The organism is Phenylobacterium sp. LjRoot219, from assembly GCF_964252995.1.
Lineage (GTDB): Bacteria > Pseudomonadota > Alphaproteobacteria > Caulobacterales > Caulobacteraceae > Phenylobacterium.
On the sequence record NZ_CAXUQI020000001.1, the window covers coordinates 913816 to 935424 of the forward strand.

Annotated in this window: 20 protein-coding genes and 1 pseudogene; 11 read left to right on the forward strand and 10 right to left on the reverse strand. The window is 71.2% G+C overall.

Annotation, left to right across the window (positions count from 1 at the left end):
* Window positions 1-11: 11 nt before the first annotated feature.
* On the forward strand, window positions 12-647 hold the full coding sequence (locus ACSQ14_RS04520; RefSeq protein ID WP_436010157.1) for a glutathione S-transferase family protein: 636 nt from the start codon (window positions 12-14) through the stop codon (window positions 645-647).
* On the opposite strand, the gene ACSQ14_RS04525 is transcribed toward ACSQ14_RS04520, so the two are convergent.
* On the reverse strand, window positions 644-1579 hold the full coding sequence (locus tag ACSQ14_RS04525) for a LysR family transcriptional regulator (RefSeq protein ID WP_436010161.1): 936 nt from the start codon (window positions 1577-1579) through the stop codon (window positions 644-646). The two genes, ACSQ14_RS04520 and ACSQ14_RS04525, sit on opposite strands and share 4 nt — an antisense overlap.
* A 152-nt stretch (window positions 1580-1731) precedes the next feature.
* Between ACSQ14_RS04525 and ACSQ14_RS04530 the strand changes: the two genes are divergently transcribed.
* The 3 genes from ACSQ14_RS04530 to ACSQ14_RS04540 are packed head-to-tail and all read left to right on the forward strand — an operon-like array spanning window position 1732 to window position 5797.
* Window positions 1732-2808, forward strand: coding sequence for an HlyD family secretion protein (locus ACSQ14_RS04530; protein WP_436010163.1), 1077 nt, complete (start codon window positions 1732-1734; stop codon window positions 2806-2808).
* A gap of 9 nt (window positions 2809-2817) precedes the next feature.
* Window positions 2818-4344 carry a DHA2 family efflux MFS transporter permease subunit gene (locus tag ACSQ14_RS04535; RefSeq protein WP_436010165.1) on the forward strand — a complete coding sequence of 509 codons (1527 nt, stop codon included), beginning with the start codon at window positions 2818-2820 and terminating at the stop codon, window positions 4342-4344.
* Window positions 4328-5797 carry an efflux transporter outer membrane subunit gene (locus ACSQ14_RS04540; protein ID WP_436010167.1) on the forward strand — a complete coding sequence of 490 codons (1470 nt, stop codon included), beginning with the start codon at window positions 4328-4330 and terminating at the stop codon, window positions 5795-5797. The genes ACSQ14_RS04535 and ACSQ14_RS04540 overlap by 17 nt, the downstream gene beginning before the upstream one ends.
* 133 nt (window positions 5798-5930) lie before the next feature.
* On the opposite strand, the gene ACSQ14_RS04545 is transcribed toward ACSQ14_RS04540, so the two are convergent.
* Entirely contained in the window at window positions 5931-7955 is a 2025-nt protein-coding gene (locus ACSQ14_RS04545; protein WP_436010169.1) for an elongation factor G, read from the reverse strand.
* 235 nt (window positions 7956-8190) lie between these two features.
* On the opposite strand from ACSQ14_RS04545, the gene ACSQ14_RS04550 reads away from it, so the two are divergent.
* Together ACSQ14_RS04550 and ACSQ14_RS04555 are read left to right on the forward strand one after the other, a co-directional pair.
* Window positions 8191-9006 (forward strand): carbon-nitrogen hydrolase family protein, encoded by an 816-nt coding sequence (locus tag ACSQ14_RS04550; protein ID WP_436015357.1) that lies wholly within the window; start codon window positions 8191-8193, stop codon window positions 9004-9006.
* Window positions 9003-9431, forward strand: a complete 429-nt coding sequence (locus ACSQ14_RS04555; RefSeq protein ID WP_436010171.1) for a DUF1178 family protein — start codon at window positions 9003-9005, stop codon at window positions 9429-9431. Before ACSQ14_RS04550 ends, ACSQ14_RS04555 begins: the two co-directional genes overlap by 4 nt.
* 147 nt (window positions 9432-9578) lie before the next feature.
* On the opposite strand, the gene ACSQ14_RS04560 is transcribed toward ACSQ14_RS04555, so the two are convergent.
* Complete coding sequence (locus ACSQ14_RS04560; RefSeq protein ID WP_436010173.1) at window positions 9579-10868, reverse strand: OmpP1/FadL family transporter; 1290 nt, start codon at window positions 10866-10868, stop codon at window positions 9579-9581.
* Between the two features lie 217 nt (window positions 10869-11085).
* On the opposite strand from ACSQ14_RS04560, the gene clpB reads away from it, so the two are divergent.
* A complete protein-coding gene (gene clpB, locus ACSQ14_RS04565; RefSeq protein WP_436010175.1) occupies window positions 11086-13668 on the forward strand; it encodes an ATP-dependent chaperone ClpB in 2583 nt (860 codons plus the stop codon).
* On the opposite strand, the pseudogene ACSQ14_RS04570 reads toward clpB, so the two are convergent.
* From ACSQ14_RS04570 to arfB, 5 genes and pseudogenes are all read right to left on the reverse strand, one after another.
* Window positions 13666-13773 (reverse strand): annotated as a pseudogene (locus tag ACSQ14_RS04570) (hypothetical protein); the annotation flags it as partial. The gene clpB and the pseudogene ACSQ14_RS04570 overlap by 3 nt on opposite strands.
* A 26-nt stretch (window positions 13774-13799) precedes the next feature.
* Window positions 13800-14204, reverse strand: coding sequence for a hypothetical protein (locus tag ACSQ14_RS04575; protein WP_436010177.1), 405 nt, complete (start codon window positions 14202-14204; stop codon window positions 13800-13802).
* The gene (locus tag ACSQ14_RS04580) at window positions 14201-14443 is read right to left on the reverse strand and encodes a hypothetical protein (protein WP_436010179.1); all 243 of its coding nucleotides are present in this window, start codon (window positions 14441-14443) and stop codon (window positions 14201-14203) included. Before ACSQ14_RS04580 ends, ACSQ14_RS04575 begins: the two co-directional genes overlap by 4 nt.
* A gap of 78 nt (window positions 14444-14521) precedes the next feature.
* A complete protein-coding gene (locus tag ACSQ14_RS04585; RefSeq protein ID WP_436010181.1) occupies window positions 14522-15040 on the reverse strand; it encodes a hypothetical protein in 519 nt (172 codons plus the stop codon).
* 148 nt (window positions 15041-15188) lie between these two features.
* Complete coding sequence (arfB, locus tag ACSQ14_RS04590) at window positions 15189-15611, reverse strand: alternative ribosome rescue aminoacyl-tRNA hydrolase ArfB (RefSeq protein WP_436010183.1); 423 nt, start codon at window positions 15609-15611, stop codon at window positions 15189-15191.
* Window positions 15612-15774: 163 nt separating this feature from the next.
* On the opposite strand from arfB, the gene ilvC reads away from it, so the two are divergent.
* Window positions 15775-16794: a ketol-acid reductoisomerase gene (gene ilvC / locus ACSQ14_RS04595; RefSeq protein ID WP_436010185.1), complete on the forward strand. Its 1020-nt coding sequence runs from the start codon at window positions 15775-15777 to the stop codon at window positions 16792-16794.
* A 69-nt stretch (window positions 16795-16863) separates the two neighbouring features.
* Here ilvC and rsgA read toward each other — a convergent pair whose 3' ends face one another.
* A complete protein-coding gene (gene rsgA, locus ACSQ14_RS04600) occupies window positions 16864-17946 on the reverse strand; it encodes a ribosome small subunit-dependent GTPase A (RefSeq protein ID WP_436010187.1) in 1083 nt (360 codons plus the stop codon).
* 229 nt (window positions 17947-18175) lie between these two features.
* Between rsgA and ACSQ14_RS04605 the strand changes: the two genes are divergently transcribed.
* Window positions 18176-18490, forward strand: coding sequence for a GNAT family N-acetyltransferase (locus ACSQ14_RS04605; protein ID WP_436010189.1), 315 nt, complete (start codon window positions 18176-18178; stop codon window positions 18488-18490).
* 136 nt (window positions 18491-18626) lie between these two features.
* On the opposite strand, the gene ACSQ14_RS04610 is transcribed toward ACSQ14_RS04605, so the two are convergent.
* Entirely contained in the window at window positions 18627-19370 is a 744-nt protein-coding gene (locus ACSQ14_RS04610; RefSeq protein WP_436010191.1) for a tRNA1(Val) (adenine(37)-N6)-methyltransferase, read from the reverse strand.
* A 172-nt stretch (window positions 19371-19542) separates the two neighbouring features.
* On the opposite strand from ACSQ14_RS04610, the gene ACSQ14_RS04615 reads away from it, so the two are divergent.
* Window positions 19543-20511 carry a polyprenyl synthetase family protein gene (locus tag ACSQ14_RS04615; RefSeq protein WP_436015359.1) on the forward strand — a complete coding sequence of 323 codons (969 nt, stop codon included), beginning with the start codon at window positions 19543-19545 and terminating at the stop codon, window positions 20509-20511.
* 93 nt (window positions 20512-20604) lie between these two features.
* The gene (locus ACSQ14_RS04620) at window positions 20605-21525 is read left to right on the forward strand and encodes an iron-containing redox enzyme family protein (protein ID WP_436010193.1); all 921 of its coding nucleotides are present in this window, start codon (window positions 20605-20607) and stop codon (window positions 21523-21525) included.
* The last annotated feature ends 84 nt before the right edge of the window (window positions 21526-21609 follow it).

Sequence of the window (21609 nt, forward strand, 5' to 3'; positions counted from 1 at the left end):
GAGCCCCGCCGATGGCCGAAGAGCTCGTCTTCTACACCAACCCGATGTCGCGCGGCCGGATCGTCCGGTGGATGCTGGAGGAGGTCGGTCAGCCCTACGCGACCCAGGTGCTCGACTTCGCCAGCGGGCTGAAGTCGCCGGCCTATCTGGCGATCAATCCGATGGGCAAGGTGCCGGCGTTGGTGCACGGCGCGACGGTGGTCACCGAGTGCGCCGCGATCTGCGCCTATCTGGCCGACGCCTTTCCGCAGGCCGGCCTGGCGCCGCCGCCGGGCGACCATGCGCGCGGGGACTACTATCGCTGGCTGTTCTTCGCCGCCGGCCCGGTGGAAGCGTCAGTCGGCGACCGCGCGCTCGGCGTCGCGCCGAGCCCAGATCAGCAGCGGATGGTCGGCTACGGCTCCTACGCCCATGTGATGGATACGCTGGAGCAGGCCGTCGCCGGCCGCCAGCACCTCGCCGGCGGCCGCTTCAGCGCCGCCGACCTCTACGTCGGGGCCCATCTGATCTGGGGCATGGGCTTCGGCACCATCGAGAAGCGGCCGGCTTTCGAGGCTTATGTCGCCCCGCTGAAGACGCGGCCGGCGGCGATCCGCGCGGCCGAGATCGACGACGCTCTGATCGCTGCGGCCCAGAAGCCGGCCTAGATCGTGCCCGCGACGGTGCGGATCAGGTCGCGCATCCAGGCGATGGCCGGTTCCGCCAGACGCTCGCGCAGGTAGATCAGGCCGATGTCCACGGCCGGCGCGGTGTAGGGCGGTTCGATCAGCTTCAGCCGGCCGCTCTCCGACGAGAGCTGGGCCAGGCGGCGGGGGATCAGGGTCGCCATCTCCGAGCGGGCGACCACGGCGATCGCCGAGTAGCTGTCGGGCACGCTCACCCCCACCCGCCGGTTCAGGCCGCGCGCGGCGAGCGCGGTCTCGAAGGCCCCGGCGTCCTCCCAGCTGGCGCGGATCACCACGCCGCGCCGATCCGGCTGGTCGTCGCCGGCGCCGGAGATGACCACATGCGGGACCGAGACCAGGTCCTCGAGCTCCACCTTGTCGAGCTGGGCCAGCGGGTGGTCGGCGCGCACCAGCCAGGCCAGGCGCTCGCTGGCGATCACCTCGCGGACGAAGCGCGGCGGCGCGGTCACCACCCCGCCGACGATGAAGTCGACCCGGTGCGCGTCCAGCCGGTCGAAGACGTCGCCGGCGTACTGGCCGATCGCCAGCTCGGTCAGGGGCGCCAGCTCGGCGAGCCGGCTGACCAGCGGCGGCGCGAGCACGGCGCAGGCGTAGCTGCCGGAGGCGACCACGAACCGCCGTTCGCTGGTGGCGGGCAAAAAATCCGCCGGGGCGATGGCTGTCTGCAACTGCATCAGCGCGGCGTGGACCTGGGGCCCCATCTCCAGTGCCCGCGGTGTCGGATGCATGCCGTTCGGACCCCGGGCGAACAGCTCGTCGCTCAAGGCGTAGCGCAGGCGGTTCAGCGCATGGCTGACGGCGGACTGGGTGAGGCCGAGCCGGGCGCCGGCGCGGGTCACGCTGCGCTCCTCGAGCATGACGTCAAAGACGCGGAGGAGGTTCAGGTCCAGCATTTGGATGCATGCCGTTCATTCATCTCGTGACAAGGTATCATTTGGATCATCTCACGGGCAGCCGTATCCACAAATTGACATGCGGATGCCGGCGACGCCCCTCAGGCGCTCGCCCGCGGTCCCATTGGCGACTTGAGTAAAAGGTCTCGCAGTTGAACCAGACTGACCTCACCGACGCTCGCAGCGACGCCCGCGCGCTCGGGCAGCGCGAGACCTTGCTGCGTCGCATGCGGTGGCCGCTGATCCTCGGCGGGCCGCTGGTGATCCTGCTGATCGTCGGCTGGTTCGTGCTGACCGGCGGCCGCTTCGAGACCACCGACAACGCCTATGTGCAGATCGCCAAGGTGCCCGTGGCGCCGTCGATCGCCGGGCGGGTGACGGACATCTACGTCAAGGAGAACCAGGTCGTTCGGCGCGGCACGCTGCTGTTCCGGCTGGACTCGCGCGACTTCCAGGCCAACCAGGCCGCCGCCGCCGCGCAACTGGCCCAGGCCGAGCAGCAGGTGCAGGCGCAGCGCGCCGCCTACCAGCAGGCCCAGGCCAGCGTGCAGGCCGCAGAGGCCACGGCGACCTACTCGGCCTCGGAAGAGGCGCGTCAGCGCCGCCTCGCCGCCGCCGGCGTCGCCTCGCAACAGCAGGTCGCCCAGGCGGTGCACAACGCCGCCCAGGCGCGCGCCCAGCTGGCCGGGGCCAAGCAGCAGGCCGCCCAGGCGCTCGCCAACCTCGGCGGCGACGCGAGCGGGCCGCTCGCCAAAAACGCGTCGGTGATGCAGGCCCAGGCCAATCTGCAGCGGGCCAAGCTCAACGTCTCCTACACCGACGTCTATGCGCTGTCGGACGGCGTCGTGACGCGGGTCGAGCAGATGCCGGTCGGCACCTATCTGAACGCCTCGCAGACCGCCTTCTGGCTGCTCTCCGGCACGCCGTGGATCGAGGCCAACTTCAAGGAAGACCAGCTCGCCCACATGCGGGTCGGCCAGGCCGTCTCGATCAAGGTCGACGCCTATCCGGACGCCGATCTGACCGGCCATGTGGCGAGCTTCTCGCCGGGCACCGGCTCGGCGTTCTCCGCCCTGCCGGCGCAGAACGCCACCGGCAACTGGGTCAAGGTCGTGCAGCGCCTGCCGGTGCGCATCGACTTCGACAAGCCGCCGCCCGGCATGGCTGCGCGCGCCGGACTGTCCGCCAAGGTGAAGGTCGACGTGCGCGCGCCCGCCCGCGCCGGCTAAGAGGCGCTCGTGAGCATCGCCGACGCGGCGGAGGTTCCCAACCGGCGCGCGATCACCGTCTGCATCATGCTGGCGACGGTGATGAGCGCGCTGGACACGACCATCGCCAACGTCGCCCTGCCGCACATCCAGGGCAGCGTCTCGGCGAGCGCGGACCAGATCACCTGGGTCCTCACCTCCTACATCGTCGCGGCGGCGATCGTGACGCCGCTGACCGGCTGGCTGACCGAGCGCCTCGGCCGCAAGCGGCTGTTCCTGATCGCGGTCGGCGGCTTCACGGTCGCCTCGATGCTGTGCGGCATCGCCTCGAGCCTGCCGGAGATCGTCGTCTTCCGCATGCTGCAGGGCGTGTTCGGCGCGCCGCTGATCCCGCTCGCCCAGGCGCAGCTGCTGGACATCAACCCGCCCGAGCGGCACGGCCAGGCGATGTCGATCTTCGGGGCCGGCACCCTGCTCGGGCCGATCCTCGGGCCGACGCTCGGCGGCTGGCTGACCGACAACTTCTCCTGGCGGTGGTGCTTCTTCATCAACCTGCCGCTCGGGATCATCGCCCTGGTCGGCATCTGGATCTTCATCTCCGGCGAGCGGCCGGCGCGGCGCAAGCGCTTCGACTTCATGGGCTATGCGATGCTCGCCCTGTTCGTCGCCGCCTTCCAGATGATGCTGGACCGCGGCTCGACGCAGGACTGGTTCTCGTCGGCCGAGATCTGGATGTGGGCGGTGCTGGCGGCGATCGCCCTGTGGATCTTCGTCGTGCAGATGCTGACGGCGAAGAACCCCTTCGTCGACGCCGCCTTGATGCGCGACCGCAACTTCGTCACCGCGACGCTGTTCGGCTTCTTCATCGGCATCCTGCTGTTCTCCACCATGGCGCTGCTGCCGCCGATGCTGCAGGGGCTGCTGGGCTATCCGGTGATGACCTCCGGGCTGGTGATGATGCCGCGCGGGCTGGGGTCGCTCGTCGCCACCCTGGCGGTGGGGCGGCTGGTCGGCCGCGTCGACAACCGGCTGATCCTGTTCGCCGGCCTGGCGCTCAGCGCCGGGGCGCTGTGGCAGATGATGCACTTCGACCTGTCGATGGGCGGCCGGCCGGTGATGCTCTCCGGCTTCGTCCAGGGGCTCGGCACCGGCCTGATGTTCGTGCCGCTGTCGGTGCTGGCCTTCGCGACGCTGGCCCCGCACCTGCGGCCGGAAGCCTCGGCCATGTACACCCTGGTCCGCAACCTGGGCTCCAGCGTCGGCATCGCGCTGATGCAGGCGCTCGCGACCGCCAACGCCCAGACCATGCACAGTTCGCTGGCCGCCCACATCGTGCCGAGCGATCCGGTGGTGCAGGCCGATCTCGGCGCCAGCCTGACCTCGTTGAGCGGGCTCGCCGCGCTCGAGGCGGAAATCAGCCGTCAGTCGATGATGATCGCCTACATCGACGACTACACACTCATGTTCATCATCACATTGCTCTGCATGCCGCTGCTTCTGCTTCTGAAGACGCCGCGCAAGGGCCAGGGAGAGCCGATCCATGTCGCCGTCGAGTAAGGTCCTGCTGCGTCTGACCGCCGCCGCTTCGGTGCTGGCGCTGGGCGCCTGCACGACCGTCGGCCCGGACTTCAAGCGCCCGGCCCCGCCGACCGGGCCGGTCGCGGCCGGCTATGCGATGAAGGGCGACGCCCCGGCTCCGGGCGTGGCGCTGTCGCCTGAGGCGCGCACCGCCGGCCCGTGGTGGCAGGCCTTCGGCTCGCCCGAACTCGACACGACCATCCGCCAGGCGCTGGCCGGCAGCCCGACGCTGGCCGAAGCCGTCGCCACCCTGGAGCGCGCCCGCGCCCAGGCCCGGGCGGTGGCCGGCGAGCAGCAGCCGCAGGTCGACATCGACGGCAGCGCCCAGCGCGAGCGCTTCAACATCCAGGCGCTCGGCTTTTCCGGCATCCCCAACCCGACCGTGAACCTGTTCTCGGTCGGCGGCTCGGTGGACTACGACCTCGACCTGTTCGGCGGGAAGCGCCGGGCCACCGAGGAGGCCCGCGCCCGCGCCGAGACCGAGGAACGGCGGACCGACGCGGCCTATCTGACGCTGTCCGGCAATGTCGCGCTGCAGGCGATGCGGATCGCCAGCCTGCGCGCCCAGATCGCCGCGGTCGAAGACGTCATCGCCGACGACCGGCAGGTGCTGGACATGGTGCGCCGGGCGGAGCGCGCCGGCGGCGAGGCCCCCTCGGCGATCACCAGCGGCGAGGCGCAACTGGCCGAGGACGAGGCGCTGCTGCCGCCGCTGCGCCGCGACCTGAACGCGGCGCGTCACCAGTTGGCGCTGCTGGTCGGCAAGGCCCCGGCCGAATGGACCGCGCCGGAGTTCGACCTCGCCCGGCTGACCCGGCCGACGGCCATCCCGGTCAGCCTGCCGTCGGATCTGGTGCGCAGCCGGCCCGACATCCTGATGGCCGAGGCGGAGCTGCACGCGCGAACCGCCGCGGTGGGGGTGGCGGTGGCCAACCAGTACCCGAGCATCAGCCTGACCGGGAACTTCGCCCAGACCGCCACCAAGCTCGACAGCCTGTCGCGCTACGGCTCGTCGGGCTGGGCGATCGGCCCGACCCTGAGCTTCCCGGTGTTCCACGGCGGCACGCTGAAGGCGGAGCGTCGCGCCGCCGAAGCCGAGGCCCGCGCCGCCCTGGCGCGCTACGACCAGACCGTTCTGCGCGCCTTCGTGCAGGTCTCCGACGTGCTGGCGGCGCTGGGCACGGACGAGCAGGCGGTCGCCGCGCTGCGCCGCGCGACCGCCGCGTCCGAGGCCAACGCCAAGAACGCCCAGACCGCCTACCGGCTGGGCGGCGGCACCCTGCTGCAGGTCACCGACGCCCAGCGCCAGTTCAGCCGCTCGCGCCGGGCGCTGATCCAGGCCGAAGGCCAGCGGTTCGCCGACCTGGTGCAGCTGTACGCCGCGACCGCCACCGACTGGCGCGTCGCCGCCGCCCCGCCGGCGACGACCTGAGGCGGGAGGTGCGCCCCCTCAGTCAGCTTCGCTGACAGCTCCCCCGCAAGCCGGGGAGCAGCGACCCGCTCCTCCCCGGCGAAGCCGGGGAGGTGGATCGGCGCGCGGCGCCGAGACGGCGGGCGTTCTTCCCTTAAGCTCCCGCCCGGGCCTGGCTGGCCGCGCTGGCCTGTCGGCCGGTGAGTTCGGCCATGTGGTCGAAGTCGGCCTCGAAGGCGCCCAGGCCCTGGGTCAGGCCGCGCAGCTCGGCGATCAGCTGCTGGCGCTCGCTCTGCGGCAGGTAGGCCTCGATCCGCTCCCAGCCGCGCCAGTCCTCGCGTGGGCCCAGGCCCAGGATCTGGCCGCGCCGGGCGGTCAGGGCCGAGGTGACGTTCGAGGCGGCCGGCGAGGGCGAATAGACCACCAGCTTCTCGATCGGCTCCAGCAAGATGCTGCCGGACTGCTTCATGGCCTCCTCGATGGCCAGCCGGCCGGCGATGCGGAAGGCCATTTCCGAGGAGTCGACGCTGTGGGTCTGGCCGTCGATCAGCGTCACTTCCAGGTCGGTGACCGGATAGCCCAGCGGCCCCTTGGCGACCCCGTCGCGCACGCCGGCCTCGACCGCCGGGATCCACTGCTTAGGCACCGCCCCGCCGACCACCCGCTGGCCGAAGACCAGGCCGGAGCCGCGCGGCAGCGGCTTCACCTCGATGGTCACGTCGGCGAACTGGCCGTGGCCGCCGGACTGCTTCTTGTGCCGCGCCCGGTGGGTCAGCGCCTTCTGGATCGTCTCGCGGTAGGGCGTCTTCGGCTGCTCGGTGTCGATCTCCACCCCGAACCGCCGCTTCAGCCGCTCCAGCGCCAGCCGCAGATGGCCCTCGCCCTGGCCGGCGAGCAGCACCTGGCGGGACTCCGCGTCGTGGGTCAGCGTCAGGCCCGGGTCCTCCTCCACCAGCTTGTTGAGCGCGCCGGAGAGCCGCACGTCGTCCTTGCGCGCCCGGGCGGCCAGCGCCACGGCGAACAGCGGCCGGCGCGGGACGTGGGTCGCCAGGCCGGCCTGCGGCTGGCCGGTGAGCGAGAGGATCTGCCCGGCCTGGGCGGCCTCCACCTTGCCGAGCGCGCAGATGTCGCCCGGGGCGGCGGTCGCGACCTTCTTCAGCGCTGCGCCCTGTACGGCGAACAGGCCGCCGACGCGCGAGCGCTCGCCGGCCGGCAGCACCAGGTCGGCGCCGTCCTCCAGCGTGCGGCCGAACGCCCGCACATAGGCCATCTTGCCGGACTGGCCGGCGTAGGCGGTCTTCAGCACATAGGCCGCCGGGCCTTCGAGCCCGAGCCGCTCGGCGGCGCGTTCGGGCGGCGGCGCCTCGTGACGCAGAGCCTTCAGCAGGCGGCCGACGCCGAAGCCGCTCTGGGCCGAGCCGAAGAACACCGGCACGATCTGGCCGGCGTTCATCTCCTTGACCAGGTCGGCGAACACCGCGTCGCGGCTCGGCGTCATGTCGGATAGCAACTGCTCAAGCAGCTCGTCGTCGAAGTCGGCCAGTTGCTCCAGCATGTGGAAGCGGGCCTGGCCTTCGGCGTCGCGCAGTTCGGGCGGGATTTCCGCCGCCGGCTCGCCGGGGCGGTAGATGAAGGCGCGCTCCAGCGCCAGGTCGATGCAGCCGCTGACGTGCTCGCCGTCGAGGATCGGGATCTGCCGGGCGACCAGCGGGGCGCTGCTGACCGGGGCCAGCGCTTCGAGCAGCTCCTGCAGCGAGCCGCGGGCCTGGTCCATCTTGTTGATGAACAGGGCGTGCGGCACGCCCAGCCGCTCCAGTTCGCGCAGCGTCGGCTGCAGCAGGACCGCCTTGTTGGGGTCGGGCTCGGCGACCACCACCGCCAGGTCGACCGCCGGCGCTGCCGCGTCGAGGTCGGCGGAGAACTCCAGCGAGCCGGGGCAGTCGATCACCGCGTAGCGGTCGCCCATGAATTCGAAGTCGGCGAGGTTCAGCTCCACCGAATGGCCGTGGGCGCGGGCTTCCGGGCTGGCGTCGCCGACCCGCTCCGCTGCGCCGCCGTCGGATCGTCGTTCGACGGCCCCGGTGGCCAGCAGCAGGGCTTCCAAGAGTGTGGTTTTGCCTGAGTTCGTGGGGCCCATCAGCGCTAGGGCGCGTACGGACCCCGCCGTTTGGATCGGCATGTCGTCCTCCCATCACTTCTGGCGCCGAAGACGCCCCGAAGTCCCCCGGGTTCGAACGCATCCAAGGCGCGATGATGGCGGTCGCGGACCGATCAGAAGGGCGCGGCCGCCCTGAGGTCAGCCTATGCCGGCTTCGCCGCCCTGGCCAGCCGCGGCCGGTCAACTTTCTGCTTCTTCAAAGCGTGAGCGCGGGCCAGTAACGCGCTGCAAAGCCAATCCCCATATCCTGGTGAAGATGAAGATCGCGCTGATCCAGACCCGTACGCCCGCCACGCCGGAAGCGGCGCGCGACCATGTGCTGCCGCTGGTCCGCGAGGCCGCCGCCGCCGGCGCGACGCTGATCGCCACCCCGGAGGGCGTCAACGTCCTGCAGAAGGACAAGGCCAGGCTGCTGCCGCTGCTGCGCGGGCTGGACGAGGACCTGGTGGTGCAGGCGCTGCGCGCAGCCGCGCGCGAACTGGGCGTGGCCATCGTCGTCGGCTCGGCGCTGGTGCGCCGCGCGGACGGCAAGGTCGCCAACCGTCAGGCGGTGATCTCCCCGGCCGGCGAGATCACCGCGACCTACGACAAGCTGCACATGTTCGACGTCGACCTGCCGAACGGCGAGACGGCGCGGGAGTCGGCGACCTACGAGCCGGGCGACCGCGCGGTGGTCGCCGAGGCGGCCGGGGCGAAGCTTGGCCTGACTATCTGCTACGACGTCCGCTTCCCGGCGCTGCACCGGGCGCTGGCGCTGGCCGGCGCCGAGGTGCTGACCGTGCCGGCGGCCTTCACCCGCCCGACCGGCGAGGCCCACTGGGAGGTGCTGCTGCGGGCCCGGGCGATCGAGACCGGCAGCTTCGTGCTGGCCCCCGCCCAGGGCGGCTATCACGAGGACGGCCGCGGCACTTGGGGCCGCTCGATGGTCGTCGGCCCCTGGGGCGAAGTGCTCGCGCGTCTTGACCATGACGAGCCAGGCGTGCTTCTCGCCGAACTTGACCTGGCGGCGGCCGGCAAGGCGCGCCAGGCTATCCCGGCGCTGCGTAACGCGCGACAGTTCCAAGGCCCATGATCCGCTACGCCCTCATCTGCGAACACGCGCACGAGTTCGAAGGCTGGTTCGGCTCGTCGGGCGACTTCGACGATCAGCGGACCCGCGGCCTGCTGGAGTGTCCGCTCTGCGCGTCCAAGGCGGTCAGCAAGCAGATCATGGCTCCGGCGATCTCCGGCACCAAGCGCACCGTCCGCGACGCAGGCCAGCCCAGCCAGGCGATGATGCTGGAGGCGATGGGCCGCATCCGCAAACACGTCGAGGAGAACTTCGACGACGTCGGCGACACCTTCGCCAAGGAGGCCCGCGCGATGCACGAGGGCAAGACCGAGGCCCGCGGCATCTACGGCCAGGCCACGCCGACCGAGGTCAAGGAGCTGGTCGAGGACGGCGTCCCGGTCGCGCCCCTGCCGCCCGAACCGCCGAAGAAGACCCAGCTGAATTGACGGGATCTCCCTCAGGGGAGCTCGTGCAAACAAGCCCGTCATCCCGGACGGCCTGTAAGGCCGATCCGGGACCCAGGGCCGTGCGCACCGCTCTGGGTCCCGGCTCTCGCTGCGCTCCGGCCGGGATGACGGGTTGATCTTTCGCGGTCAGAAGCTCGTCCGCATCCCCAGCGACATCACGTAGCCGGCGCCCTTCACATGGCCGCGCAGGTCGGTGCGGGTGGCGACCGGGGTCCCCGGATTGATCACGTCGGTGCGCTCGATGCGGCTGTCCTTGAAGTCGATGTAGGCGAACGCCGCGTCGATCTTCAGCCGTTCGCCGACGTTGCCGGTGGCCCCCACGCCGTACAGCCAGCGGTCGCCGTCGGGCACCCGCGCGGTGCGGCCGATGTCCGGCGTCGGCGTCGGGTCGTACTGCACCCCGGCGCGCAGCGTCAGCGCCGGATTGAGCGCGTAGTCGACGCCGACCCCGCCGGTGGTGACGTCCTTGTAGTCCTGCTCGATCACCTGCTCCCCGGTCGGCGAGCGGATGCGGATGGCGTCGAACTCGCCCCAGCCGATGCGCTGCACCTGGCCGTTCAAGGTCAGCTTGTCGGTCAGCGCGTAGCGGACGCCGAGCGCGGCGATCCACGGGGTGCTGAAGGTCGCCGAGGCGTCGACGGAGCGGTTCGCCGCCGCCGGCAGCGGCGGCAGCAGGCCGGAGACCACGGCTTGGCCGTCGAGCTTGTGGTCGATCGCCGACTTGTAGCTCAGGCCCACTGTCAGCTTGTCGAAATGCCCCTGGGCGCCGACGCCCCAGCCCCAATCCCAGCCGTCGCCCTTGAGCTCGGTGTGGCCGTCCGGCAGCAGCGGCGAGAGGTTCGGGAAGGCGCTGGTTAGCCGCGCCTCGGAATACTCCGCATTGGCGGAGACGCCGACGTCGAGCCAGTCCGTCACCCGCATGGCGCCGGTCATCTGCAGGTCGACGGTGCGCAGGTCGGAGGTCAGGGCGTCGTAACGCGTCCAGGATCGGGCGTCGTACTTGCTGGTGAAGTTGAACGGGGCCGAGACCAGCAGGCCGACGGCGAAGCGGTCGCCGATCGGCGTGGCGATCGCCAAGTTCGGCAGCAGGCCGGGCTCGACCGGCTTGAGCGCGCGCGGCTCGCCGCCAACCGGCACGGTCAGCCCGTTCGGATAGGTGATGGTCGAGCCGCGATCGTCGACGCTGCCGTCGACGATGACGCCGTGCAGGCCGACGTAGGCCTCGCGGCCGGAGCGGGCGATCGACGCGGGGTTCCACCAGAGCGAGGCCACGCCGGTGTCGGCGACCTCGCCGGAATAGGCGCGGCCGGCGCCGCGCGCCGATTGTTCCTGCAGATAGAAGCCGCCGGCATGTGCCTCGGCGGCGAAAGCGGCAGCCGCGACGCCCGTCACCGCGAGCATTCGGGTCTTGCGCAATGGAACCTCCCACAACCAACTGTCTGTTGGACGACAGAACTGCGGCCGCGCCTGACGGTTGCGCTGCGCAACCACGACCGTTGGTTAAGCAGGGCGCAGGCAGGCGCATCGATGTGTTCGGGGAGGCTTGTGTGACCGTTATGCCACACTACATGAGGCCAAGGTCCGGCCGTGCTTCTGCAAGGCGGCTGGGTCATTCCGCCTGAAGGGGGACCTTATGAACATCGATCTCTATTCCGACCGCGCCAAGCAGGCGATCCAGTCGGCCCAAAGCCTGGCGCTCGCCCGGCGCCACCAACAGCTCGCGCCCGAGCACCTTTTGAAGGTGCTGCTGGAGGAGCGTGACGGCCTGACCCGCGCGCTGGTGCAAAGTGCGGGCGGCAGGCCGGACGAAGCCGACCGCGCCGCCGAGGCCGCGCTCGGCAAGCTGCCGAAAGTCGAGGGCGGCTCCGGCCAGCTCTACATGAAGCCCGAGACCGCGCGGGTGTTCGCCGACGCCGAAGCCGGCGCCAAGGCGGCCGGCGACGCCTTCGTCACCACCGAACGGCTGCTGATCGCGCTGGCCAAGGAAGGCGGCGAGGCGGCCACTGTGCTGAAGGCCGCCGGCGCCACGCCCAAGGCCCTGGAGGAGGCGGCCGGCGCGATGCGCAAGGGCCGCACCGCGGACTCGGCTTCGGCCGAGGAGGGCTACGACGCCCTCAAGCGCTATGCGCGCGACCTGACCCAGGCGGCCCGCGACGGCAAGCTCGACCCGGTGATCGGCCGCGACGAGGAGATCCGCCGCACCATCCAGGTGCTGTCGCGCCGGACCAAGAACAACCCGGTGCTGATCGGCGAGCCCGGCGTCGGCAAGACTGCCATCGTCGAGGGCCTCGCCCTGCGCATCGTCAACGGCGACGTGCCGGAGAGCCTGAAGGACAAGCAGCTGCAGGCCCTGGACATGGGCTCGCTGATCGCCGGGGCGAAGTACCGCGGCGAGTTCGAGGAGCGGCTGAAGGCGGTGCTGAACGAGGTGACCCAGGCCGAGGGCTCGATCATTCTGTTCATCGACGAGATGCACACCCTGGTCGGCGCCGGGAAGTCGGAAGGGGCGATGGACGCCTCCAACCTGCTGAAGCCGGCGCTCGCGCGGGGCGAGCTGCACTGCGTCGGCGCGACCACGCTCGACGAGTACCGCAAGCACGTCGAGAAGGACGCGGCGCTGGCGCGGCGCTTCCAGCCGGTGTTCGTGCAGGAGCCGACGGTGGAGGACACCATCTCCATCCTGCGCGGGCTGAAGGAGAAGTACGAAGTGCACCACGGGGTGCGCATCTCCGACAGCGCCATCGTCGCCGCCGCGACCCTGTCCAACCGTTACATCGCCGACCGCTTCCTGCCGGACAAGGCGATCGACCTGGTCGACGAGGCCGCCAGCCGCGTGCGGATGGCCGTCGACAGCAAGCCCGAGGAGCTGGACGAGATCGACCGGCGCATCGTGCAGCTGAAGATCGAGCGCGAGGCGCTGTCGAAGGAGCACGACGCTGCCTCCAAGGCGCGGCTCGAGAAGCTGGAAGAGGAGCTCGACGACCTCGAAGGCCAGTCGACGGAGATGACCGCGCGCTGGCGGGCGGAGAAGGACAAGGTCGGCCAGGCCGCCCAGGCCCGCGAGGCGCTGGACCGGCTGCGCGCCGAATTGGTCACGGCCCAGCGCCGCGGCGACCTGCAGCGCGCCTCGGAGATCGCCTATGGCGAGATCCCGCAGCTGGAGCGCCGGCTGGCCGAGGAAGAGGCCAAGGCCGAGACCGACGCCGTCTCGCCGGAGGTCGTCGACGCCGAGCAGATCGCCGCCGTCGTCTCGCGCTGGACCGGGGTGCCGGTCGAAAAGATGCTCGAGGGCGAGCGCGAGAAGCTGCTGTCGATGGAGGACAGCCTGCGCGGCCGGGTGGTCGGCCAGGAGGAGGCGCTGGTCGCCGTCTCCGACGCCGTGCGCCGCGCCCGCGCCGGGTTGAAGGACCCGAACCGGCCGATCGGCTCGTTCCTGTTCCTAGGCCCGACCGGCGTCGGCAAGACCGAGCTGACCAAGGCGCTCGCCGAGTTCCTGTTCGACGACGAGTCCGCCGTGACCCGCCTCGACATGAGCGAGTACATGGAGAAGCACTCGGTCAGCCGGATGATCGGCGCGCCGCCCGGCTACGTCGGCTACGACGAAGGCGGAGCGCTGACCGAAGCCGTGCGCCGCCGGCCCTATCAGGTCGTGCTGTTCGACGAGGTCGAAAAGGCCCACCCGGACGTCTTCAACGTGCTCCTGCAGGTGCTGGACGACGGCCGGCTCACCGACGGCCAGGGCCGGACGGTCGACTTCCGCAACACCCTGATCATCATGACCTCGAACATGGGGTCGGAGTATCTGGCGAGCCTGGCGGACGGCGACGACGTCGAAACCGCCCGGCCGCTGGTGATGGACACCGTGCGCAAGCACTTCCGGCCGGAGTTCCTCAACCGGATCGACGAGATCATCCTCTTCAAGCGGCTGGGCCGCGCGGAGATGGACAACATCGTCCGCATCCAGCTGAAGCGGGTCGAGAAGCTGCTGGCCGACCGGCGCATGACGCTGTCGCTCGACGACGCGGCGGCGCACTGGCTGGCCGAGCGCGGCTACGACCCGGTCTATGGGGCGCGGCCGCTGAAGCGGGTGATCCAGAAGGAGCTGGTCGACCCGATCGCCCGCAAGCTGCTGGCCGGCGAGCTCGAGGACGGCCAGGTGATCGAGGTCGGGGCCTCCGGCGACGGCATCGCGATCAACCGCGCCAAGGTGCACTGACCCAAAAACCCTGTCATCCCGGACGGCCTGCAAGGCCGATCCGGGACCCAGGGGCCGTGCGCGCCGCCCTGGGTCCCACCTCTACGCTGCGCTTCGGCCGGGATGACGGGGAAGGTTGGGGCGTTCGGCGCTCACCGCGCCCGGCACTGCCGCTGGCCGACGTAGCGGCCCCAGATCGCGTCCCAGCGGCCGACCACCTGGCATTGGATCCGCCGCCCGTCCGGGCCGACCATGCCGTCGGGGTTGGGGCCGTAGACGTCCGAGGGGATCGCGCCCAGGGTCGGGGCCGGCAGCGCTGGGTCCCAGGCGTCGATCAGCGGCGGCGCGACCTTCGGGCCGCCGTTGAACCCGTCGTAGCCGTTGAAGTAGCGGAAGCCGGTGTCCTCGCCGTCGGGGCCGTAGGCGATCGGCGGCGCGTAGCGGTAGCCGTAGTTGTCCCAGCCCCAATGATATCCGAACGGCTGCGCCTGGGCCGCCGTGGCGAGAAGCGCCGCGCCGCCGGCCAGCGCCGCCAGCGCCAGGCGCGCCGCGCTCACAGCGGACAGCGGCGGGTGACGCCGGGGCGGACTTCGTAGGTGTCGGTGCGCGGATCGTAGCCGGGATAGGTCGCCACGCAGTCGGCGTGGCGGCGCGCGGCGTCGGAATAGCCGTGCGGCGGGGCCTGGGCGGTGGCCGCCGCAGGCGCGCCGTAGCTCTGGGCCTCCAGCGCGCCGGGGGTCTCGGCGCAGGCGGCCGCCGCGCAGAGCAGGGCGGTGGTCCAGATCGGCGCGCGCATGGCGAAGCCTCCGCGAAGCCGGGGCGGACAGCGCCCCGGCTGCAGCGGAAATTCCTCAGCTCAAAAGAGGTTCAGGCGCTACAGCGTCGCCGGCGTGGTGCGGCCGCCCTTGGTGATGACCCGCTTCATCAGCGCGAGGCTCGGGCCCTGGCCGCCGGCGGCGGGCTTGGCGATGGTGATGGCGTACCAGGCGCCGTCCGGCAGCCCGCGGAAGCTGAAGTGGCTGGCGGCGTCGCAGGTGGTGCGCCGCACGAAGGCCGAGTAGTCGCCGTCCGGCGCCTTGGGGGTGCGCGCCCGCACCGCCTCGGCGGTTTCCGCAGCGAATTCCGTCGAGCCGTAGAGGATCTGCATCCGCCGCCGGGTCCACGGCGTCTCGGGAGTCAGGATCACCGTCGCCCCGGCGCAGCTGAAGCGCGTCGCGCCGCGGCGGTAGGCCACCTGGCCGGCGATGCCGCCGCGGCCGGGTTCGGTCGACCAGGAGAAGTCCGAGGCCTTGAAGGTCGAGGCGCTGGGCGGGCGGTGGCCGCCGGGCGGCGGGGGCCCGAGCGTCGGCGCGCAGCCGGCGAGGACCGCCGCCGCGGCAAAAGCGGAATACATCGGGACGCGCGACATGAGCCTCACCATAAGAGCATCTGCCGCACTCGAAAAACCCGATTTGCGGCGGAGAGATGGCGGAGCCGCTACGTTACGGTGCAGATCCCGTCGGCGCGGCGTCCGCAAAGCCAAGCTGCGACGTTCCGCCCCGCTAGTCCATCCCGGGCTTGCCGCGCATCGCCTTGACGCCGCCGCGGCGGACCTTGCCTTCCAGCCGGCGTTTCTTCGAGGCCAGGGTCGGCTTGGTCTTCTTGCGCGGCGGGGGCGGCGGCTCGGCGGCCTTGCGGATCAGGGCGACCAGCCGCTCGAGCGCCTCGGCCCGGTTCATCTCCTGCGAGCGGTAGCCCTGGGCGACCAGCACCAGCACCCCGTCCTGGGTCAGGCGCGCGCCGGCGAGCCCGTAGAGGCGGGCCCGCACCGGCTCCGGCAGCGACGGCGAGGCGCGCACATCGAAGCGCAGCTCGATTGCGTTGGAGGTCTTGTTGACGTGCTGGCCGCCTGGGCCTGAGGCGCGCACGGCCTTCCAGGCGAGCTCGGTTTCAAAGAGCGCGATGCGGGGCGTGACCTCGATCATGGGCGATCAACTGCCATGCTTCGCGGTTGGATGCGATGCGCCTGCAACCCCGGAAGCTGCGGCCGACCCTTGACCTTGGGGCAAAAAACCGCTTGGAAGCCCGCGCTTTGCCGCGCGCGCGTTGCGTCGCCGCGCGGCCTTCCTTCGGTTCAGGAGAACAATCATGCGCGTCTACTACGACCGCGACGCCGACATTTCCCGCATCCTGGACAAGAAGATCGCCATCGTAGGCTACGGCTCGCAAGGCCGCGCGCATGCGCTGAACCTCGTCGACTCCGGTGCGAAGAACGTCGCCATCGCCCTGAAGGCCGGCTCGGCCACCGCCAAGAAGGTGGAAGCCGATGGCCTGAAGGTGATGAACGTCGCCGAAGCCGCCGCCTGGGCCGACCTGCTGATGGTCCTGGCGCCCGACGAGCATCAGGCTGCGATCTACAAGAACGAGATCCACGACAATCTGCGCGACGGCGCGGCCCTGCTGTTCGCGCACGGCCTCAACGTCCACTTCGGCCTGATCGAGCCGAAGAAGTCGGTCGACGTGTTCATGGTCGCCCCGAAGGGCCCCGGCCACACGGTGCGCGGCGAGTACCAGAAGGGCGGCGGCGTGCCCTGCCTGATCGCCATCCATCAAGACGCCACCGGCGGCGCGATGGACCTCGGCCTCGCCTACGCCTCGGCGATCGGCGGCGGCCGTTCGGGCGTCATCGAGACCAACTTCCGTGAAGAGTGCGAAACCGACCTGTTCGGCGAACAGGCTGTGCTCTGCGGCGGCCTCGTCGAGCTGATCCGCGCGGGCTTCGAAACCCTGGTCGAAGCCGGCTACGCGCCGGAAATGGCCTACTTCGAGTGCCTGCACGAAGTGAAGCTGATCGTCGACCTCATCTACGAGGGCGGCATCGCCAACATGAACTACTCGATCTCGAACACCGCCGAATACGGCGAGTACGTGACCGGCCCGCGGATCGTGACCGCCGAGACCAAGGCCGAGATGAAGCGCGTGCTGGAAGACATCCAGTCCGGCCGTTTCGTCCGCGACTTCATGGTCGAGATGCAGTCCGGCCAGGCCTCGTTCAAGGCGACCCGTCGCCGGGGCTCCGAGCACCAGATCGAGGACGTCGGCCAGCGCCTGCGCGCCATGATGCCGTGGATCACCAAGAACAAGCTGGTGGACACCGCGCGCAACTAGGTCGCGACGACCAAAGACAAGGCGAAGGCCCGGGAGCGATCCCGGGCCTTCTTCGTTTCCGGTCCCTTATTATTCCGGGCCCTGCCGCTTGTTGCGGATGTGGGTGCGGGCGGACTTCATCCGCGCGATCCACACCCGGCGTTCGGCCTCCTGGGCCAGCGGATCGGACTTCAGCTGCTCGTGGTGCAGTTCACGCTGCAGCTTGCGCCAGCTGGCGAAGCGGTCCGCCGCCAGCCGGCCGTCGTCCAGCGCCGCCTGGACCGCGCAGCCGGGCTCGCGCTCGTGGCGGCAGTCGCGGAACCGGCAGTCGGCCGCCAGCCCCTCGACGCCCAGCTCGATGCCGGCGAAGGCCGCGGCCAGGCCGTCCTCGGCGTCCACCAGCCCCAGTTCGCGCATCCCCGGCGTATCGAGGATCAGCGCCCCCGACGGCAGCCGGATCAGCTCGCGCCGGGTCGTGGTGTGGCGGCCGCGCTCGTCGTGCGCCCGGATCTCGCCGACCGCCAGCAGCGGGGCCCCCGCCAGGGCGTTGACCAGCGTCGACTTGCCGACGCCCGATGAGCCCAGCAGCACCGCCGTGCGCCCCGGTTCGAGCTGGTCCTGCAGCGGCTTCAGCCCCGCGCCGGTCAGGGCCGAGACGGGGATGACCGGGGCGTCCCCCGCCGCCGCCTGGATCAGCGCCACCGCCGCCGACAGGTCGGCGACGGCGTCGGCCTTGGTCAGCACGACGACCGGCTGGGCGCCGCTCTCGTAGGTCGCCGCGAGATAGCGTTCCAACCGGCGAGGGTTCAGGTCGCTGTTCAGCGATAGCGTCAGCAGCGCCAGGTCGACGTTGGCCGCAACCACCTGGATGCCGTGTCCGCCGGCCTGGCGGCGGACGAAGGCGCTGCGGCGCGGAACCAGGCCATGGATCAGGCCTGGGCCGCCGGTGGGTTCGTGCTGCACCGCCACCCAGTCGCCGACGACCGGGTGTTCGCCGTCTTCGGCGTCGTGCCGGAAGCGCCCGGCGAGCCGGGCTTCCGCCTCGCCGTCGTCCAGCATCAGGCGATAGAGGCCGCGGTGCTGGACGAGCACGCGGCCGGCAGCGAAGCCTCGCGCCGCGAACGGCGCGAAGTCGCGCTGGAGCCCGCGGCCCCAGCCATAGAATTTGAGCAATGTGGGTTTCCTTACGTCAGGTCGTTGCGCCGATTGGCGTCGACCGCGGAAGGTCCGGAGCCCTCAGGTCAGGAGCTTCGGCCGCCTGGGTTCAGGCGGCGCGCACGGCGACGCGAAGGGCGGCGGCAATGGGCGTAGGCATTGGCGGCTCCTCTGCTGGCGTAACCGTGCTCGAAACTTGGCGTCGCGCGCCGCGGACGTCAAGCTGGGCGCAAAGGAGTCGCGCCCAATGTCCGAACCGATCGTCGTGGTGAACAACGAGGCCGAGCGCCGTTTCGAGGTCCGGCTGGGCGACGAGGTGGCGTTCACCGAGTACCGGCTGCGCGACGGGGCGATGATCCTGCCGCACACGGTGGTGCCGGAGGCCTTCGCCGGCAAGGGCGTCGGCGCCCAGCTCGCCAAGGCGGCGCTCGGCTACGCCCGCGAGCAGGGCCTGGAAGTGGTTCCGCTCTGCAGCTTCATCGCCGGCTACATCACCAAGCATCCCGAGTGGCACGACCTGGTGCAGGACGCCTATCGCGCGCGGCTCGGGATCGAGGGGTAGGCAAAACGCCCCCTCAGTCCGCTTCGCGGACAGCTCCCCCGCAAGCGGTGGAGCATCTTCGGCCCAGATCCTCCGCCGCGCAGCGGGGGAGGTGGATCGGCGCGGCACGCGCCGAGACGGAGGGGGCGTTAGGCGCTCAGGCCCAGCCCAGCGCCGCCTGGCCGCGCAGGATCGCCTCGGCCTCGGGGGAATGCTTGGCGGCGCTGTCGCGGGCGTGCAGCACCAGCGGCGGCAGCAGCAGCAGCGGCGCCTTGCCAGTCTTGATCGCCCGCACCAGCACCCGCTTGGCCGGGACGTCGGCGAACGGGTGGATCGGGCGGACCTGCACCGAGCCGGCCTTCGGCGCGAGCAGCGCCAGCAGCTCGCTAAGCCGGTCGGCGCGGTGGACGACGGTGATCGTCCCGCCCTCGCGCACCGCCTTCAGCAGGAAGCCGATCCAGGCGGCGAGCCCGTCGTCGGCGATCCAGGCGCCACGCCGCTCGGGCGCCGGCGCGCGCAGGGTCTTCGGGTCGTCGAAGAACGGCGGATTGGCCAGCGCCGCGTCAAAGGTCGCCAGCTCCAGGCTGCGGAACCGGTGGGCGACGTCGCCCTCCAGCACCTCGACGCGGTCGGTCAGGCCGTTCAGCGCGATGTTGCGCCGGGCGAGCCCGGCGGCGACCGGGTCGCGCTCGAGGCCGGTGAAGCGCGCCTGGGGCCGGCGGGTCGCCGCGGCCAGCAGGGCGGCGCCGACGCCGCAGCCGGTCTCCAGCACGCGCGCGCCGGCCGCCGCGTCGCAGGCGGCCGCCAGCAGCGCGGCGTCGAGGCCGGCCCGATACCCGCGTTCGGGCTGCAGCAGCCGAACTCGGCCGTCGAGCACCGTGTTTTCCGTGATCCCATCCATTTTCCGTGACGCACGGTATATGCTTGTTGGCCTTCGCGCTCGGGCGGCTTGACCCTGTCCTAGCGCGTCAGCATTGTCCGCCGCAATTTTCCGGGGTCGAACGTCCCGGATGCAGGAGTGTTTTGTGGAAGTCAGCACCGCTGTGGCCGCGACGCCGACGACCCCGCCGTCGCTGGATGCGCTGATCGCGCTCGCGGCGTCGGACATGTCGTCCGTGGACGCGCTGATCCGCAAGCACATGGACAGCCCGGTACCGGTGATCCCGGCGCTGGCCGACCACCTGATCGCCGGCTCGGGCAAGCGGCTGCGGCCGCTGCTGACCGTCGCCGCGGCGCGCATGGCCGGGGCGCAGGACGACGCCTGCCTGAAGCTGGCCGCCGCGGTCGAGTTCATCCACACCGCCACCCTGCTGCACGACGACGTGGTCGATTCCTCGGAGCTGCGCCGCGGCCGGGTCGCCGCCCACCTGATCTGGGGCGCGCCGTCCTCGGTGCTGGTCGGCGACTTCCTGTTCGCCCGGGCCTTCGAGCTGATGGTCGGCGCCGGCTCGATGTTGGCGCTGGACATCCTGGCGCGCGCCTCCCGGGTGATCGCCGAGGGCGAGGTGCTGCAGTTGACCCGCGCCCACGACCTGGACCTGTCGCAGGAGCTCTACCTGGAGATCATCCAGGCCAAGACCGCCGAGCTGTTCGCCGCCGCCGCCGAGTGCGGCGCGGTCTCGGCCGGCGCTCCGCCCGAACGCTGCCGGGCCCTGCGCAAGTTCGGCATGGACCTCGGCATCGCCTTCCAGCTGGTCGACGACGCGCTCGACTACGCCAGCGACAGCGCCACGCTCGGCAAGAACGCCGGCGACGACTTCCGCGAAGGCAAGGCGACCTTGCCGCTGCTGTTGGCGATGGTCCGCACCGGCCCGGCCGAGCGCGAATTCTGGGTCCGCACCGTCGACCGGCGCGAGCAGACGGACGCCGACTTCGTCCGCGCCTGCGAGCTGATGCGCCAGACCGGCGCGCTGCAGTCGACCCTGGACCTGGCCCGCACCTACGCCGAGAGCGCCAAGGCCGCGCTCGCCGACTTCCCGGTCAACGCCTGGCGCCCGGCGCTCGAAGACCTCGCCGACTTCGCGGTGAGCCGGCGGTCGTAAACGCCCGCGTCCAACGGGCGCGGCCGTCGGAACGAAACCTTTGTGCGCGCGCTCCTCCCGTCCTTCAAACGGGGAGAGCGTATGTTTCCTGCGATGAGATTGGCGCGCCTCGGCGTGTTCACACCTGAGTTCCCCGACGCCGAGACTCTGCACGTCGGTCTCGCCTACTGGAACCATCGGCGGCTGGCGGTGCAGACTCCGACGCCCGACTGGATGCTGGACCTCGCCCGCGACCGACACATGCTGCGGCTGGAGGGGGCCTTCGTCGAAGCCTTTCGGGCGCATGTCGCGCCGCTCGTGGCCGACGTGCCGGATGATGCGGACGGCTTCCTCGCCTGGTTCGAGGGCTTGCGGGACGGCGGCGCCGGCCAGTGGGACCCGCTGTTCGACTGGCTCGCGGTCGAGGCCGACTTCGCGCAGATGCAGTGGTTCCTGACCCAGGAGGCCGCCGGCGAGGCGGGCTTCGACGACCTGGTGGGGATGACGCAGGTGAAGCTGCCGGCCCGGCCGAAGCTGGAGCTCGCCCGCAACTACTGGGATGAGATGGGCCGCGGCAATGAGAGCGGCATGCACGGGCCGATGCTGGAGCGGACCGTGGCGGGGCTGGGGCTGCAGCCGACGATCGCGGGGACCTGCTGGCAGTCGCTGTGCCTAGCCAACACCATGACGGCTTTGGCGACCACGCGCCGCTATGTCTACCAGTCGATCGGCGCGCTCGGCGTCGTCGAGCTGACCGCGCCGACGCGTGTGGGCTCGGTGGCGGAGGGGCTGAAGCGGCTCGGCCGCCCGCCGGAGGAGCGGAAGTATTTCGTCCTGCACGCCCAGCTGGACGTGGAGCACGCGCGCGCCTGGAACGCCGAGGCGCTGGCGCCGCTGGTCCGCGAGACCCCCGCCTGCGCCCGTTTCATCGCCGAGGGGGCGATGATGCGCCTGATCTGCGGCGAGCAGTGCTTCGAGGCCTACCGCAGCTACCTGTGGGCCCACGCCCATCCGCTGGTCTACGCCGCGGAGTGATCTAGCGCCCCCCGTCCCGGCGGCGGGCGGCCGAGCCGGGCGCGCAAGGTGTCGCCTCGAACGTTTTGCCAAAAAAAAAGGGGC